The sequence below is a fragment of the Pseudomonas sp. 2,4-D genome (genome assembly GCF_030418155.1).
In the GTDB taxonomy this organism is placed as follows: domain Bacteria; phylum Pseudomonadota; class Gammaproteobacteria; order Pseudomonadales; family Pseudomonadaceae; genus Aquipseudomonas; species Aquipseudomonas alloputida.
Genome location: NZ_JAUHUI010000002.1, coordinates 167,817 through 185,170 on the forward strand (window position 1 = coordinate 167,817; position 17,354 = coordinate 185,170).

Genomic DNA, 17,354 nt, shown 5'->3' on the forward strand with positions numbered 1-17,354 from the left:
GCAGGATCCTCCATTCAGCCTTGTCAGTGTAGCAGAGGGTTGGCCAGGGTCTTGCGGCCTTTGCAAGGTGCGCTGCGGCAGCTGCCAGTGGCTGCTCTTGCGGCGCAGTAACAACTCGTTACTTATAAACAGCATGTTTAAATTTGATGCTCATGCCGTGCAAGGGATTCAGGGCTCGGTTTCTGAACGTGACCTTTTGAAGTGCTCAACTGCACAGTCGGGAAAATGCCGGCGGGTCTGCATTCAAAGAATGGTTGTTGTAGGAAAATTCCGGGTTTCTGATTTTCGCTTACAGAAAGCATCGGCGTTGTTACAACTTTCATGTTGAGCTCAATCCTGGCCGAGTCTTAGATTGAGTTGGCCAATATTTGGCAATCTCAATCGGCTCAAAGGAGTGCCCATATGAATCTGCAATCCGAGTGTTCAGGAGCGATGTCGCCAGGAAGTACCCGCTAATGCTGGCATTGCGCCTTAACCCCGGAACGCGTTCGCTGTCGCTGGGCTACAGCTTTTCCAAATGTGGTGAATTTGCCTTCGAGGCTGCATTTGCCGTGGCGATCGTGTCCATCACATGCGGATATGCTTTTGATCGGCATCGCCTACTTTTTTCGTTACTTGCCAAGTGTGGTGTTTTCGCCATTGGGTGGCTGGCTGGCAGATAACACCAACAAGAAACACACACTGTTAGCAATCGAGGTGACAAAAGGCCTGCTGGCACTTTCCTTCTTTGCCTTGTTCAGCGTGTTCACGCCAGTATTACTTGCGTTGGTGGGCCTCGCAATGGTCATGACAGCGCTCGAATGCCTTTATGTGCCTACGTTTCGCGCGTACTTTCCGGACCTTGTCGAAAAGGATGAGTTAGCCACGGTGAACAGCGGTATCCAGGTAATCGAGGACGCCGCCTCGATCCTCGGGCCGCTGGTCTTTTCGGCCTGTGTGTTACTGCTGTCTCGAGAAGCCACTTTCTTGTTTTTTGCAATGTGCCTTGTCGTGTCGGCCATTTGTATCGCTACCCTGACGCCTGCCAGGCGTAGTGTCCAACAGGCATTCGATGGGTGCGCCATAATCAGGGATGCGGCGGGCAGTGTGAGTCAGTTGAGGGCCGGCAATGCGCCGTTGTTCGCTGTCATTGGCTGCACCACACTCTGTGCGATGTTCGCCACGTCGGTGATTCGCTTTATCCTTCCAGCATCGGTGCTGGAGCACTTCGCCTCTGAAGCGGCGGTTGGATACGTGTTTTCACTGCTTGCGGCAGGCACGGTGGTGGGGGGCATGCTCTACACGCGCTTCAATCCGCGTACAACCGCAGGATTGGTGCTGCGTTACTGGATGCTCTATGGCGGGCTGTTTTTTGCTGCAGCAGTGGCGCTTCAATTCAATAACTGGCTGTTCCTGTTGATTCTGTTCCTGGTTGGCTTCATTGGTGCATTTGTCGATATCGCAATCGTGACCAACATCCAGTGCCTGTCGAGGGAACATGAAGTGGGCAGGAATTTTTCCCTCTATTACTTCACCGCCGTGATGGGTGATGCCGTATCAGGGTTGATTGCCAGTTTGGTCTTCGTGCTTGCGGGGCCGGCAACCTTTATCTGGATGACGCTCATGTTATTCATCGCGCCAGTGCGCTGGAACATGAAAGGACGTGGCCCAGATATCAACAATCGTACATAGCTTGGCCTGGCGCATAGACGCAAGTTGGAGAGGGCGCTGCCGCCCTTTCACGCGCGTAGAGCAGAGTGAACGCAGGCTTGCCGATACGTCCCCGGGGTCACCCCATAGGCTTGCTTGAACTGCCGGCTCAAATGGCTCTGGTCAGCAAAGCCGAGGTCGAACGCCACTTGCGAAGCGGCCAGGCCGTGCTTCAGCATTTCGCGGGCACGGGCCAAGCGGCGTTGCTTTAACCAGGCATGGGGCGGCAGTCCGGTGGCCTGGCGGAACACCCGGGCGAAGTGGAACGGCGAAAGGTTGACTGCTGCCGCCAGCGCTTCCAGTGAGGGCGGGTCGGCCAGTTGGCTTTCCAGCAGTTCGCGGGCGCGGGCTACGGCCAGGGGTTCGTGGCCAGGGGCCGAAGGCTCGGCGCACTGCCCGTGCCGCTGCACCAGGGCCAGCACCGCCTGGCGCCAGGCCGTCTGCTGCTGCAAGGCGCTGGCGCTGGCTTCGGACAACTGATGCAGTTGGCTGAAAGCGATGGCCAGGGCCGGGTCATGGATCACGCTGTCCTTGAAGCTGGGCATGCCGTGGCGGCCCAGTTCCAGTTCGTCGAGCACACCGGTCACCCGCTCGTGCTCGGGATAGAAGCCGCGATAACGCCAGCCGGCTTCATGGGCCGTAGCGCCGGTATGCAGTTCGTCGGGGTTGATCAGCACCATGCTGCCGACCGGTGCCAGGTGCTCGCTGCCGCGGCGCCAGAAGCGCTGGGCGCCCGACTCGATCACGGTGAATACATAGCCCTCGTGCACATGCGGGGCGAAGCGCTGCTGATAGTAGCGAGCGTGCAGCATCTCGACGTCGCCAAGGGCTGGCGCCTGCCAGAGGTGTGTCTGCTCGCGCAAGGGCGGGCTCATGCCAGCCAGCTGCGCAGAAGGAAGAAGATCAACATGCTCACCAGCATGCTCAGCAACACGCTGCGGGTCAACAGCACCAGGGCGATGGCCACAAGGGAGCCCAGCAGGTAGGGGTTGAGCAGGCTCAGGTTGAGCTGGTGGTCAGCCATGAAGACGATCGGGCCGCAGATGGCGGTGAGCATGCCCGGCACGGCAAAGCCGAGAAACTGCCGGGCATTCGAGCTCAGGCGCAAGGGCAGGCGCGGCTCCAGGAATGCGTAGCGGTTGAGGAACACGATGGCGCCCATGGCGAATATCAGGATCCAGGTCATGCGCGGGCTCCGGCGAATTTCTGGCAGATGAACCCGGCGCTCATGCCCAGCAGGCCTGCGACCACCAGGGCGGTTTCCCAGTGCCAGTAACTGAACAGCACTGAACAGAACAGCGACACGGCTACGCACACTACGGTGGCCAGGTTGCGCACCAGGGGCGCGATCAGGGCGACAAAAGTGGCGACAATGGAGAAATCCAGACCGAATTGGTCCAGGTGTGGAATATTCTGGCCTAGCAGTATGCCGGCCAGGGTGAACAGGTTCCAGGCGATGTAGAAGGTCAGGCCAACCCCTAAGGCATACCAGCGGTTGAATTGCTGCTGGTCGTACTGGCTGGTCAGGGCGAAGAATTCGTCGGTCAGCAGAAAGCCCAGGCCCAGGCGCCAGCGCAGCGGCTGGCTGGACAGTACCGGTCGCATCGACAGGCCATACAGCAGGTGCTGCGAGGTAAGCAGCAGGGTGGTGAGCAGGATCGACGCCAGGTTGGCCCCCCCCTTGAGCATGCCAATGGCCACCAGCTGCGCGGCGCCGGCAAAGACGATGGCCGACAGCCCTTGCCCCTGCCAGGCGCTGAGGTTGGCCTCGATGGCCATGGAACCGGCCAGCAGGCCCCAAGGGGCAACGGCCAGGGACAACGGGAGAATGGCAATGGCGCCGTGAAGAAAGGCTTGGCGGGCGATGTGGGGCATGATGGCTGCATGGCGGCTACGTGGCAGACCAGCATGACAGACGGGGCAGGGGATGGCTTGAACGATCTTGCTGGTCGAGGCGTGTTCGCCTCAACCTCAGTGGCCAACTGACAACAGGGCCGCAAGGCGGCCCCGAATGACCCTGGGTTATGGGCGGCTGGTCAGCAGCTGTTGCGCCGTTGCGCAGCCATTGATGTCTACGGCTTTCTGCAGCAGGCTCGTGCGCTGCTGTGGGTCGAGGTCGCCAAGCAGGCGGTACACCTCGGCCTGGTAATCGCGCTGACGCCCCCATAGCATTTCCAGGCCTTGTGGCCGGCTGCGGTTGCAAGCCAGGCGTGTGGCCGGTTGCGGGTAGTAGGGGGCGTACACGGTGGCCATGCTGGGGATGGCCTCCAGCGCTGTACGGTACTCGCTGCTGACGTTGTAGGGCCGGCACCAGGTGGCGATGGCGGGCGCCGGTGCGGCAAACCCCTGCTGGAGGCTGGCCTCGAGCAACGGGCAGGCGGCCTCCGGGATTTGCGCGGCGGGCAGGTACGTCATGTAATACAGCGCCAGACGGTACTGTGCGACCGGGTGGCCAAGTTCTACCGATTTTTTCAGCAGGGCAACCGCTGTCGGCAAGGTGTGAGCCATGGCCTGGCCCTGGCGGCTAAGCTCAGGGTCGCCGCCCACTGCGGTGCGCAGCGTGCTGGCAGCGTCGTCCTGGTTGTCGGCCTGCTCCAGTAGCGGCAAGGCCTGACGGTAGAGCAGGTCGGCATGAGGGTCGATGCGTACCTCCAGCGCTTGCGCGGCCAGTGGCATCAGCGCAGCCAACAGCGGGGGCAGGCGTCGCACAAGGCTCACAGGCAAACCCCATGGGTGGCCAAGTACGGATGGACGGCTTCGGTGTTCATGGCGGTCAAACGTGCGCCTCGGGCAAATCGTAACGACGACGTATTCTAGCCACCCAAAGGGGGTGGCCGAAAGACCACTCGACAACTGTCAGACGAGCTTGATCGGCGTGACCTTGCGCTGGGCATGTTTTTCCTGGGCCAACCCAAGCTTGGCGGTGATCACCTTGGCCAAGGCATTGTTGCCCAGATCGTTCAGGTGCAGGCGGTCGATGAACAGGTCGGCGCCGAACACGGGCGAGCTGTCGAGCATGCAGTTCATGTCGTAGCAGGGCACCGGGTCGGCCTGGCTTTTGATACGGCGGAAAAATGCCGAATGCAACTGTCTGTCGAATGCCCCCTCCAGTAGCCGGTCGAAGTTGGCCGGTTGTTGCTGCAGCGCGGTCAGCATGGCTTGCTCGCCGGCGGGCAGGGTATCCCGGCACCAGGGCAGCAGTGGTTGCAGGATGAAGGTGAGCGTGGCGTGGCTGTCTGCCAGCAGACGGTCCCATTGGCGCAAGGTGCGGCCAATGTTGTCGGCGGCACGGGCCAGTCGTTTTTCCGGGGAGGACAATGGCCAGCTGACCGGGGCTGTGACCACGGGAGGGGCCAGCGCCTGGCCGATGCGCCGCCACAGCGACTGCCGACGGGGTGGTGCGCAGGGCTGCATGCCTTCGCTGAAACTGTTGAGAAAAGCCTGGTAGGCCTTGGCGTGCTGCGGGTCGTTGGTACCTGCGAGGACTTCACACAGGGCTTCGTGGGCCAGGCTGTTGAGGCCACTGAGCACCACCACATGGCCGAGTTGGCCAAGGCGGTGCTGGTGGGTCAGGAACATCATCAATTCCTGGGTGGCGTTGAGCCCGCAGCCGGCCAGGCTCAGCCAGACTTCGCCCGTGAGCATCGACAGGTGCGAGGCCACCGTGTGTTCGTCGGAGCTGGCGCCGATGCCCAGGGCTGTGGAGCCGCCGACCAGCAGGTTGATGCGCGACGCACCACCGTGCTCGGCCGCCGAAAAGCGCTTGCCGGCGCAATGGCTGTAGCGCAAACCAAGTGCATCGGTGTTGATGGTGCCGGAGCGGTAGCCGGTTTCGTGCACATGCAGCATATAGGGGGCACGGCGACTGCCCAGCAGGAGAAAGCGCTGGTAGTCCTGCTGCAGCGGCGAAGGAGACGGGCGCGTATCAGTCGTGGTCATGGTCTCTCCTTCGCTTAAGCCGGGTACTTTGCAGCAGATTCAGGCCGCCAGTTCCTTGAGGTTGTACAGCAGGCCGCCGGCGGCGATCAGCAGCAGGGCGACGCCCGAGGCCAGGCTGATGATGCGGTTGCTGCGCTGCGAGGCGATCTTGCCGATGGCGAAGATGTACAGGCTGAGCACGGCGAAATCGATGGCCACCCACAGTAGCGACAGCACCACCATGCTCTTGCCGAACGATTCGGTGATCTGAATGAACTGCGGGAAGAAGGCGATGAAGAAAATGATGTCTTTCGGGTTGGAAATACCCACCATGAAGCCTTGCATCAGCCCGCCGCGCCCAGCCTTGGGGGCCTCGCTCGCCGCGTCTGACGCGGGTGCCTGCAGGGCGTCCCTCAACGTGCCCATGGCAATGTAGCCGATGAACAGGCAGCCCAGCAGGCTCATGGTGCTGAGCCATGTCTTGTCGATGGCGGCACTGGTGAGGATGATCCACGCTGCCGCGCCGATCAGCACCAGTGATGCCCAGTTGGTGCCGACGGCGGTGAACATGGCCTTGCGCGAGCCGGAGGCGGCCGCAGTGTTGACGATCAGTGCCACCACCGGACCGGGAGTGGCAATCAGTAGCAGCACGGTGAGGGCGTAGGTGGCGGTGAGTGCGGTATTCACGGTCAGTTCTCGATCAGTATGTCGGGTGTCGGCTGGTGTGCGGCATGGGCGTGGAACGGGCAGCGTGACGGGTTGAGCGAGCCTGTCTCCTGCAGTTGATACTGCTTCCACTCGTAGTTGTCGGTATCGCCGAAAAAGCCAAGGGTGTCGGGCACAACGCCGTCGTTGTAGTGGTGCACGCGCTCGCGAATGCGCTCGCGGATGCGCTTGCCACTCTCGGTGTTGGCGTTGGCCACTTCGTCGAAGTTCTCCCGCGGGTTGATGACGAAGGTGATGTGCTGGCCCAGATTGCGGCTTTTCATCTGCTGATGGCCGGGGAAGTTCATGTTGATGAACAGCGGCATGCCGGCATAGCAGAACGACCAGCCGGTATCGTCGGGATCGGCCGGGATGCCTTGAGGCCAAGGGTGTGGGTCGCGCGCATGCACGCCGCGCAGTACCTTCCAGGCCAAGGCCTGCTGCTCGGCCAGGCTACTGCCGGCTGCGGTTTCGAGAAACACCACCAAAGGGCTGCCGATGCGCTGCTTGGGTGCGATCGGTGCGACGGTGCGCACATAGTTGGCCAGGCCCTGCGCGATATCATCGGCCAGTTGCTCGGCGCGGGCGAAGAGAATGTGGCAGGTTTCGCCGTTTACCGCCTTGCGGCCAAACAGGCAGGGGAATTCGGGGTTGGCGAGAATACTGCGAAAGTGTTCTATGGTTTTGAACGTCCAGTGTTGCATGTTGTGACCATGTTCAGCGGCAAGCTCCAGCGCATCCAGGCGATAGCAATTTCCATATCCCGTAAACATGATTTCCCCAGGCGTTGATTTAAGTAAACGTTCCAGTCACATGCAGGCAGGATCTTGGTTATGTTTGTTATTTACCTGCATTTTCCGAGACGCTCTTGCCGTTGTAAAACGCGTGGAGTTATGACCTACTATTAGTCTCACTCATGTTCGGGACGCCGCCATGTCGGAACGGATTCAGGCCTTGCACGCGCTGCGTGCCTTCGAGGTGGCCTCTCGCTATGGCTCTTTCACCCGCGCTGCTGAGGAGCTGGCCCTGACCCAGGGCGCCGTCAGCCATCACATCAAGACCCTCGAAGCCCTGTTCGGCTGCGACCTGTTCGAACGTCGGGGCCCGAAGCTGAGCCTGACCGAGCACGGCCGCCTGCTTGCGCAAGAACTGAAGGTCGGCTTCAAGATCATCGAGAATGCCTGCGCACTGCTGCGGCAGGATCGCTACGGCCTGCGCCTGAAGGCGCCGTCCACGCTCACGGTGCGCTGGCTGCTGCGGGCGCTGGATGCGTTCAAGAAGGTCGAGGACAACTGCAGTGTGCAGCTTTCCAGTGTGTGGATGGATATCGACAGCGTGGACTTCTATTCCGAGCCCTACGACTGCGCCATTCTCCTGGCCAGCGGGCGATTTCCCGCCGATATCGAGAGTTTCAAGCTATTCGATGAATGGCTGATCCCGGTATGTCACCCGGATTACATGTCACAGGTGCAACCGCAACTGTCCGACCTGCCCCGATGCGAGTTCCTGCACCCGTCACCCGACCGGCGTGACTGGCGGCGTTGGCTGGCGCGAATGGATGCGCTGGACATCAGCATCGACCAGGGGCAGGTGTTCGATACCCTCGACCAGGGCATATCGGCCGCCCAGCAAGGCTTGGGCATTTCAGTGGTCGATCTGGTACTGGCCAGCACCGACCTGGCCGCCGGACGCCTGGTCACGCCTTTCAAGCATGCCGTGGCCACCGGCGACGGTTACTACATTACCTGGCTCAAGGCCAGCCCAAAAGCGAGGCAGATGCACAAGCTGCGTGACTTCCTGCTCGGCCAGGTGCCACCGCTGGCCTACAAGGACATCAACTACCTGTACGGTTGAATACCCGAGCGAGCATGAAGTCGATGAATACCCGCAACTTTGGCGGCATCTGCCGCCCGGACGGCCACAGCAGATAGAAGCTGCCGCGCCGTTCCATGAAGTCGTCAAGGACACTGACCAGTGAGCCATTGGCCAGTTCGCGACCCACGTTGAAGTCCGGCAGACAGGTAATGCCGCGGTGGTTCAAGGCAAAGCAGACGCGTGTTTCGACGTGGTTGCAGACCATCGAGATGGGGATGTCATAGGCTTGCTCAGGATGCTCCTGGCGCAGCGGCCAGGTTTCCAGCTTGCCGTTGCTGGGGAAGCGATAATGCAGGCAGGTATGCGCCGCCAGGTCGCGTGGGTGCAAGGGAGTGCCGCGTTCGCGCAGGTACTCGGGCGAGGCTACCAGGCGGTGCTGAAAGTGCCCGAGGAATTTGGCGCTGAGCCGGGAATCCACCGGCTGCCCGCCGCGCATCACCACATCGAAGCCTTCGCCGACGATATCCACCATGCGGTCGGAGAAGTCCAGGTCCAGTTCAACCTGTGGGTACAGTGCCATGAACTCGGCCAGGGCCGGCATTACCAGTCTGGTCACCTGCGGCATGCTCACCCGCAGGCGCCCGCGCGGCGTTTCGCTGGCCTGCGACAGCTCCTGCTCGGTGGCTTCGATTTCGGCAAGGATGCGCCGGCTGCGTTCGAGGAACATCGTGCCCTCGGCGGTGAGGGTGATGCTGCGTGTGCTGCGGTGGAACAGGCGCACGCCCAAGCGGCTTTCCAGGCGCGCCACGCGCTTGCCCACTGCCGAGGCACTGATCCCCAATGACTGGCTGGCGGCAACGAAGCTGCGGGTTTCGGCCACCCGGTTGAAGACCACGAAGCCGCTGAGGCTGTCCATGTCGCACTCCTGATTGCGGACGCTGATGTCCTGGGTGAGCGGCATTGTAACCGTCTTTTTCCGCAATGGCCTTGTCTTGCAGACTGTTCGCCTCGTTTCTCACTCAAGGCATTTGCAATGTCCCAGACATCTTCCGCACCGTTGCTGGCTGCCAGCAACGAACGTCTGCCCGTTGGCGGACTGCTGGCGCTGGCCATGACCGGTTTCATCGCCATCCTCAGCGAAACCCTGCCGGCGGGTCTGCTCGACCAGATCGCCGATGGCATGCACATCAGCCAGGCCATGGCTGGGCAATGGGTCACGGCGTATGCCTTGGGCTCGTTACTGACCGCCATCCCGTTGGTGACGTTGACCCAAGGCTGGTATCGGCGCCGGGCGCTGTTGCTGGCGATCATCGGCTTCGTGCTGTTCAACGGGCTGACGGCCTTGTCGGACTCCAACACGCTGACCCTGGTGCTGCGCTTTTTCACGGGTGCTGCGGCCGGCCTCGCATGGGGCCTGATTGCTGGCCATGCCCGGCGCATGGTGCCGGTACCGTTGCAGGGCCGGGCCATGGCCCTGGCCATGCTCGGGCAGCCGATTGCCTTGTCGCTCGGCTTGCCGATTGCGACCTGGCTAGGAGCGGGGCTGGGCTGGCGCGCGACGTTCGTGGTCGTCACGCTGGTGGCGTTGCTGTTGGTGGTGTGGGTGTTGCGGTCGGTGCCGGACTACCCGGGGCACGCTGCCGGAAAGCGGCCGGCGGCCACGCAGGTGCTGCGCACGCCGGGGGTGTTGATTGTATTGCTGGTGATCCTCACCTGGATCCTTGGTCATAACATTCTCTACACCTATATCGTGCCATTGCTGGCGGCGGCCGGCATGGCTGCGGACATTGGCCCGGTGCTGATGGTATTTGGCCTGTCGGCCCTGGCCGGGATCGGCCTGGTAGGGCTGCTGGTCGACCGACATTTACGCAAGTTGGTGTTGCTGAGCCTGGCCGGTTTTGCCCTGGCCACACTGGTGTTGGGGCAGGCATCGTCGTGGCTGATGTACTTGAGCATCGCCTTGTGGGGAATGACCTATGGCGGCGCTCCGACCCTGCTGCAGACAGCTTGCGCCGACGCGGCAGGCGAGGGTGGGGATGTGGCGCAGTCGATGCTGGTGACGGTGTGGAACAGTGCCATTGCCCTGGGTGGGATCATTGGCGGATTGCTGCTGGCTGGGGCAGGTGTGGAGTGGTTTGGCGCGGTGGTGCTGGTGTTGATAGCCTTGGCCTGGCTGCTGGCCTGGGCGGGGCGAGGAAGCGGTTTTGTGGCGGGGAGGCGCTAAAACACTCATGCCAGGCACGACACAGGTAGAATAACGCCATCTACAGACAATCCAGAGGTCGACGCAGTGGAGTTGCAGCAGGGTTTTGTCCTGACCCGGCACTGGCACGATACGCCGGAAGGCACCTGCGTGGAGTTCTGGCTGGCCACCGATGACGGGCCGCGGCTGTTGCGGCTGGCGGCGCAGGAGTCGGTGGCTTTCATTCCTCAGGCGCAGGCCGAGCACGCCCGTGTGCTGCTGGCCAACGAACCCGGGACGAAGCTCAAGCCACTGCGCCTGAAGGACTTCGAGCATCGCCCGATGCTTGGCCTCTATACCCGCCAGCATCGCCAATTGATGCAACTGGAGCAGCGTCTGCGCACGGCCGGTATCGACGTGCTCGAGGCCGATATCCGCCCGCCGGAGCGTTACCTCATGGAGCGCTTCATCACGGCGCCGGTGCAGTTCACTGGCCAGCCTGATGCGCAGGGCGTTTACCGGGAAGCCCAGCTCAGGCCGCTGCCAGGCTATCGCCCGGCACTGCGCCTGGTGTCGCTGGACATCGAGACCAGCGAGCGTGGCGAGCTGTACAGCATCGCGCTGGAGGGCTGTGGCCAGCGCCAGGTGTACATGCTCGGTCCGGCCAACGGCGATGCCAGCGGGCTTGACTTCGACCTGGAATATTGCACCGATCGCGCCGCCTTGATCACGCGGCTCAACCAGTGGATGGCCAGGCATGACCCGGACGCGATCATTGGCTGGAACCTGGTGCAGTTCGACCTGCGTCTGCTGCATGAGCACGCCAAGTCGTTGCAGGTGCCACTGACGCTGGGGCGCAACGGTGCGGTCATGACCCTGCGCAGCCATGCCGGTGGCGGCCACGTCTTCGCCGATGCGCCGGGGCGGCTGCTGATCGATGGCATCGAGGCGTTGCGTTCGGCCACCTGGAGCTTTGCCTCGTTCAGCCTGGAGAACGTTGCCCAGACCCTGCTGGGTGAAGGCAAGGCCATCGACACGCCGTACCAACGCATGGACGAAATCAATCGCCGCTTCGCCGAAGACAAACCGGCCCTGGCGCGCTACAACCTGAAGGACTGCGAACTGGTCACGCGCATTTTCGCCCATACCCGGCTGCTCGACTTCCTGCTCGAACGTGCGTCGGTTACGGGGTTGGCCGTGGACCGCAGCGGTGGGTCGGTAGCTGCGTTCTGTCACTTGTACATTCCGCAGATGCACCGCCTTGGCTTTGTCGCGCCCAGCCTTGGCAGCCGCCCGGACGAAGCCAGCCCCGGCGGTTTTGTCATGGACTCGCGCCCGGGGTTGTACGACTCGGTGCTGGTGCTGGACTACAAGAGCCTGTACCCGTCGATCATCCGTACCTTTCTCATCGACCCGGTCGGGCTGATCGAAGGCCTGCGTCTGCCTGACGACGCACATTCGGTCGAGGGTTTTCGCGGTGGGCGTTTTTCACGCACACAGCACTGCCTGCCAGCCATCGTCGAACGGGTGTGGCAGGGCAGGGAAGCGGCCAAGCGCGAGGGCAATGCGCCGCTGTCGCAGGCCTTGAAAATCATCATGAATGCCTTTTATGGCGTGCTTGGCTCCAGCGGTTGCCGTTTCTTCGACCCGCGCCTGGCGTCGTCGATCACCATGCGCGGCCACCAGATCATGCGCCAGACCAGGTCCCTGATCGAGGCGTGTGGCTACGATGTGATCTACGGTGACACCGACTCCACCTTTGTCTGGCTCAAGGGTGCCCACGCCGAGGAAGACGCGGCGCGCATCGGCCGCGAGCTGGTGGCAAAGGTCAACCAATGGTGGCAAGCCCATCTGCACGAGACCATGAACCTGCAGAGCGCCCTCGAACTGCAGTTCGAGGTGCATTACCGACGCTTCCTGATGCCCACCATCCGCGGTACCGATGAAGGCAGCAAAAAGCGCTATGCCGGCCTGGTGCAGCGGGCCGACGGTGCTGAAGAAATGGTTTACAAGGGCCTGGAGTCGGTGCGCACCGACTGGTCACCGCTGGCCCGGCAGTTCCAGCAGGAACTCTACGGCCGTGTGTTCCGCAGCGAGCCCTACCGTGATTATGTACGCGAGTATGTACGGCGCACGTTGGCGGGCGAGCAGGACGAACTGCTGGTTTATCGCAAGCGCCTGCGTCGCCCGCTGGCCGATTACCAGCGCAACGTGCCGCCGCATGTGCGTGCCGCACGCCTTGCCGACGACTACAACAAGCGTCTGCAGCGCCCTCTGCAGTACCAGCGTGGGGGCTGGATCAGCTACGTGATCACCACCGCCGGGCCTGAGCCGCTGGAAAACCTGCAGGCACCGATCGACTACGATCACTACATCAGCCGCCAGCTACTGCCGGTGGCCGACGCCATCCTGCCCTTTGTCGGCGATGATTTCGCGCGCCTTACCGACCATCAGTTACTGCTGTTCTGAACAGGTGGTAGATAGCTAGGCGTCAGCCTGACGCTACAGTCTTCAGACTCGGCCTTCCATGTCGTCGCGGAGGCAGAGATGCAGAACAATAGCAGTCAACCATCGGCTGCGGTCGATACCCTTGCCATGGCACAAGCATGCCAGGACCACTACATCGCACAGCGGTTGCCGGCCTGGATGAAGCGGCTGAGCATGGCCGAATTCACCCTGCTGAGCGAGGCGCTGCATGAACTGCTGGCCTGCCGTGCAGGCTTGTCGTCAGCGCTGGCGCGGCTAAGCAACCTGAATGCATTTGCCCGGCCCTTGCTGCAGCAAGCGCTCGGTGCCCACGGCGACCTTGATGTCGATCGCCTGTACTTTCGCCAGTGGTACACCTTTCCCTCACACACGATCCATTATGTAACCAGTCGGCTTCCGGTTGTCGGCAGCGACTACTACGACATCCCTCTGCTCGAGGCCGCTTTGTGCAATTTCACCGCAGAGCAGCAGCGCGACCAGCCACAGGGCAATTGCCTGGTCGATGTGCGCGGCGCAAGGCGCAGTGAGCTGTCTGCACCGGGCTTTGCCAGGCTGTGTCGAGCGCTGGATCTTGGGCAGAAATACCAGGCGCATCTGGATTCGGTACTTCAGCCCGAAGTCAGGGGATTGCTGACGCGACGGCAACGCTACTGCATGCTGGTGGATGCCCTGCAGGCCAGGGCGCAGGGCATATTGAGCGCAGACGAACTGCAGTGGGTGGTGGCGCTGTGCATGAAGGACACGCTCGGTAAGCTCGAAGGCGCATCGGTTCGCGTGCGCCAGTTGGCGTTGTTCGGTTGCCGCTTGCAGCAAATCGTCGTGCTGGACGTGATCGACGCGGGCTTGCTGTTCAACACCAGCAAGCGCGTGCTGGTCTATGTACCGGGTGACCCGCACGGCCCCTGGAGCGTGCGCAGCGACCTGGAAGATTATGCCCGCCGGGTGCTTGGCAAACGCCTGCGCGAAGATGACTACCGGCGTTTCTTCAACCGCTTCGTGCGCCGACGCGATAGCCAGCGATTCTTCTCGGCCGTCAGTGAGCGCCTCGATGACGTGCCCGGCTGGGCAACCCGGGACCTCGATGAGCAGACCTTTGCCTATCGCCTGCCATTGTTCGAACACCTTGCTGACGACTGGATTGCGCGGATCAAGGACGATGCTGCGATCATCGCCCCGCCCGTGGCCTTGCTTGATCGCGAGGTCCAGGCCGAACACGCCCGCCGTTTGCGTGCTGAAGGCTGGACCCTGTTGGGTGTCGCAGGGTTCTTCGTTCCGGGCATCGGCGCGGTGTTGTTGGGGGTGATGGCCTGGGAACTGCTTGAGCAGACGTTCCAGGCTGTAGGGGACTGGCAGGAAAACGAACGCAATGCAGCACTGGCGCACCTGCTGAATGTAGGCAAAGGGCTGCTGGCTGTCGGGGCAACCGTTGGCGTAGTCGTCACGGCCCGACGCGCCTGGAGTGTGGTGGACAACCTGGTACCGGCGCAGCTGGAAAACGGTGAGGAAAAACTGTGGAACGCAGACCTCGGCCCCTATCGCTGCGAAAGCCCGCCAGACACGGCGGTGCCGGACATGGAGGGTATGCACCGCCTGGGCGAGCGCCGCTGGATCAGCATGGACGGGCACTGGTATGAGATGACCTGGCACAACGACGATGAACAGTGGCAATTGCTCCCTTACCAGGGCTATGCGCCGCCGCTCCGTCACAATGGAGCCGGTGCGTGGCGGCTGTGGTGCGAACAGCCCGCCGAGTGGGGCGACTCACGCCTGTTGTTCCGCCGCCTGGGCGGGCCATTCAGCGACCTCGACGACGCGCACATCGACCGGTCGCTGGCGATTCATGGCCTGGATGATCAGCATCTGCGGGCATGGCATGTGTATGGCCGACCGCCGGAGGCCGCGCTGCTCGACACCGTCACACGCGTGCGGCTCGCTGGCAGGATTGGTACGTTGGTCAACCAGTTGCGCGAGGGCGGTGTAACCGCAGACCCGCAACTGCTGGAGCGGGTCATGCACCTTCCACAGGCCGCCGGCAAGGACGGAGTAGCGTTGGCCGAGGTGGCTTGGGCCGGGCGACGAGAACTGCTTCAGGCGTTGTACGAAGAGCAGAATCCCGACACGGAAACTGGCCGCCTCTTACGACAGAATTTTGCCAGCCTGCACCGTTTGGCCGCGGATGAGGTGTTGCGCGATGCCAGCGAGGATGACCTGCAGCGTTTGCGTGAGACGGGGCGTGTGCCGTTGCTGATGGCCGAGGCAGCAAGGTTGCAGGTTGCGCGGATTCGAATGGCGCGGGTGTACGAGGCGCTGTGCATCGATACGCCGCAAAACCTCGACCTGGCGCGTGTGGTCCTGAACCTGCTGGTGCATGTGCCGGGGGCTGGCGGGCCGGGGTGGCGATTGTACGACGGTGATGCCAGCGAGCCGTTACTGACGGTCGAGGGATCGGCGCAGACGTTTGACCTGCTTCATCGTCATGGGCTGTTCCGCCTGCGTGCCCGAACGCACACGGTTGCCGGTGAGAGGGGCGAGTTGTTCGAGACCTTGGCAGCAGCCTATGACGACGCATCGCAAGCGGCCATCGGCCAAGGCCAGCCCTTTGTGCCTGCGCTGCGCCAGGCGCTGACCAATGTGGCTTTCGACCAACGCCAGACCGTGGTGAACCTGCTCAGGCTGGAACAGCCGAGCGGCTCGTTTCTCGCGCCGCAACGTCTTGCTGATGGCCGGATTGGTTACCCCATGGCGGGTGGCAGGCTATGGGGGGCGTTAGGGCTAAACAGGCCAAGGGCGCTTCAGGCCCGGTTGCGAGACCTGTACCCGGCCTTTAGCGACGAACAGATCGGGCGCTGGTTGGCCTCAAGTGACGCACAGGCCAGGCTATCTATGCTGGAGCAGCAATATGGGATGCTCAAGAGACACTTGACCCAGTGGGCGCGCAGTGCCTTGCTGTCATCAGAACTGGCCGCCCGGCGTGAGTTCAGAAAGGGGCTGATCAACTGCTGGCGCTGTCTTGTGCCGGAACTGCAAGGACAAGCAGCACTGGACGACGGGCGCTTCATGCTGACCCAGACCATCAGCCGCTTGCGCCATCTGCCGGCCCTGCCCGAGCAAGTGGGCTTTCCCCACGTCTCGATCCTGGCCTTGCGCGACATGCGCGTGGAGCACGTTCCGGATGAGTTTCTGCGGGCGTTTCCCAACTTGCGCAACCTGGAAATCACCCATTGCCGACTCACGCGTTTGCCATTGCCGCTGATGCTTGTCCAGAAGCTGGAGGTGCTCGACTTGTCTGGTAACCAGATCGCCCTTGACCAAGGCCAGGCGTTGGTCCTGGCAGATTGCCGGTCCCTGGTGTACCTGAACCTTTCAGACAACCCGCTGCGCAGGGCATTTTCCGTCCAGGCAATGACCGAGCTGAATGCCCTCTACCTGTCGAACACCCAGTTACCCGAGTGCCCCTACGGGCTGATGGACGCGCCAGAACTGCACACCCTGAACCTCAGCGACAACCGTATTTCTGAACTGCCCGAGGGTTTTCATCAATCGCAGTTGTGGCGCTCGGGCAGGGTCGAGCTTTCTGGCAATCGGCTGGGGGCCGCGCAGGACGGGTTTTCAACCTGGCATTTGCTTGAGGGCAGTCGCGTGCCTTACCGGTTGCGCATCCTGGATGCGTTGCCTGGCGAGCGTCGAGATGAAATGGCTGCACTGTGGGCCCATCTGGAGGCCGAGGAGCAATCGGAAGAGTTCTTCAATACCCTGTCGATGCTGACGGAATCGGGCGCCTTCAGCTTCTCATCGACTGCATCCGCGCTCGCGGCCCGTGTGTTCGACATGCTCCAGGCGATGTCTGAGCATGATGCCCTCAGGCAGGAGTTGTTCGAGCACGCTGCGGCGACCGGTTGCCAGGATAACGCCACCGTGCGCTTCGCCGACCTGGAACTGCGAGTGATGATATGGCGCACGAGGCACAGCGGATCTGCCCGGCCTGAACGGGGCTTGTTGAAGCTCGGTGCCCGGATGTGGCGGTTGGCGGTGCTTGAGCAAATTGCGGCTGAACATGCTCATCGGGTGGGGGCGGGCGCTGAATCGATCGAATTCGCCTTGGCCTATCGAATCGGCTTGCGCAAGTCTCTGGACTTGCCTGGCCAACCCGATGAAATGCTCTATGCAGGTATCCCTGCCTTGAGTAAGCAGGACCTTCTCCTGGCCCGTGAAAGGGTCCTGGCGCGACAGACCCGGGAGGGCATTGCTGATTACCTGTCACGCCAGTGGTTCTGGCAGGATTACCTGCGCAAGGCTTGCGCAGTTCGCTTGCAAGTGCCCCAAGCCATGCACGCTGAGCTGGAACGGCTGATGGCGCTGGGGAATCGGGATGAGGAAATCGCACGGCTGCAGATCCGCAATCAGCAACGTGAGCATGCGGTGTTGCTGCAGTTGACGCTGGAGGCGCTGGACCGGAATACGGTGCAGCGTGTGCTCAGTTAGCGGGTGGCCGGTTGTCTGGCCGCAGGCATTAGCTATATAGCGCCTGGCGGGGAGCAGGCAATTTAGTCTGGCCTCT

The 17,354-nt window shown here is 62.2% G+C and carries 12 protein-coding genes and 1 pseudogene; 5 read left to right on the top strand and 8 right to left on the bottom strand.

Translation table 11 applies throughout. The annotated features are described in order from the left end of the window. Positions 1-455: 455 nt before the first annotated feature. Positions 456-1,671, top strand: a pseudogene (locus tag QYE47_RS03030) (MFS transporter). A gap of 47 nt (positions 1,672-1,718) precedes the next feature. Here the strand turns inward: QYE47_RS03030 and QYE47_RS03035 are convergent. From QYE47_RS03035 to QYE47_RS03065, 7 genes are all read right to left on the bottom strand, one after another. After that, positions 1,719-2,564: an AraC family transcriptional regulator gene (locus QYE47_RS03035; protein WP_070384053.1), complete on the bottom strand. Its 846-nt coding sequence runs from the start codon at positions 2,562-2,564 to the stop codon at positions 1,719-1,721. Next, positions 2,561-2,875, bottom strand: a complete 315-nt coding sequence (locus QYE47_RS03040) for an AzlD domain-containing protein (RefSeq protein WP_014591623.1) — start codon at positions 2,873-2,875, stop codon at positions 2,561-2,563. The genes QYE47_RS03035 and QYE47_RS03040 overlap by 4 nt, the downstream gene beginning before the upstream one ends. Beyond that, positions 2,872-3,564, bottom strand: a complete 693-nt coding sequence (locus QYE47_RS03045) for an AzlC family ABC transporter permease (RefSeq protein WP_004573762.1) — start codon at positions 3,562-3,564, stop codon at positions 2,872-2,874. Before QYE47_RS03045 ends, QYE47_RS03040 begins: the two co-directional genes overlap by 4 nt. A 147-nt stretch (positions 3,565-3,711) precedes the next feature. Continuing rightward, entirely contained in the window at positions 3,712-4,407 is a 696-nt protein-coding gene (locus QYE47_RS03050) for a sel1 repeat family protein (protein WP_014591622.1), read from the bottom strand. A 138-nt stretch (positions 4,408-4,545) separates the two neighbouring features. Further along, positions 4,546-5,628, bottom strand: a complete 1,083-nt coding sequence (locus QYE47_RS03055) for a hypothetical protein (protein ID WP_014591621.1) — start codon at positions 5,626-5,628, stop codon at positions 4,546-4,548. A gap of 39 nt (positions 5,629-5,667) precedes the next feature. Further along, entirely contained in the window at positions 5,668-6,294 is a 627-nt protein-coding gene (locus QYE47_RS03060) for a LysE family translocator (RefSeq protein WP_003250434.1), read from the bottom strand. Positions 6,295-6,296: 2 nt separating this feature from the next. Then, entirely contained in the window at positions 6,297-7,085 is a 789-nt protein-coding gene (locus tag QYE47_RS03065) for a YqcI/YcgG family protein (RefSeq protein WP_014591620.1), read from the bottom strand. A 160-nt stretch (positions 7,086-7,245) separates the two neighbouring features. Here QYE47_RS03065 and QYE47_RS03070 point away from each other — a divergent pair, with 160 nt between their 5' ends. After that, positions 7,246-8,166: a LysR substrate-binding domain-containing protein gene (locus QYE47_RS03070; RefSeq protein ID WP_014591619.1), complete on the top strand. Its 921-nt coding sequence runs from the start codon at positions 7,246-7,248 to the stop codon at positions 8,164-8,166. On the opposite strand, the gene QYE47_RS03075 is transcribed toward QYE47_RS03070, so the two are convergent. Beyond that, positions 8,147-9,043 (bottom strand): LysR family transcriptional regulator, encoded by an 897-nt coding sequence (locus tag QYE47_RS03075; RefSeq protein ID WP_014591618.1) that lies wholly within the window; start codon positions 9,041-9,043, stop codon positions 8,147-8,149. The two genes, QYE47_RS03070 and QYE47_RS03075, sit on opposite strands and share 20 nt — an antisense overlap. A 117-nt stretch (positions 9,044-9,160) precedes the next feature. On the opposite strand from QYE47_RS03075, the gene QYE47_RS03080 reads away from it, so the two are divergent. From QYE47_RS03080 to QYE47_RS03090, 3 genes are all read left to right on the top strand, one after another. Then, positions 9,161-10,351 carry an MFS transporter gene (locus tag QYE47_RS03080; protein ID WP_014591617.1) on the top strand — a complete coding sequence of 397 codons (1,191 nt, stop codon included), beginning with the start codon at positions 9,161-9,163 and terminating at the stop codon, positions 10,349-10,351. Positions 10,352-10,417: 66 nt separating this feature from the next. After that, positions 10,418-12,778 carry a DNA polymerase II gene (locus tag QYE47_RS03085; protein ID WP_014591616.1) on the top strand — a complete coding sequence of 787 codons (2,361 nt, stop codon included), beginning with the start codon at positions 10,418-10,420 and terminating at the stop codon, positions 12,776-12,778. 78 nt (positions 12,779-12,856) lie between these two features. Further along, on the top strand, positions 12,857-17,278 hold the full coding sequence (locus tag QYE47_RS03090; protein ID WP_014591615.1) for an NEL-type E3 ubiquitin ligase domain-containing protein: 4,422 nt from the start codon (positions 12,857-12,859) through the stop codon (positions 17,276-17,278). The last annotated feature ends 76 nt before the right edge of the window (positions 17,279-17,354 follow it).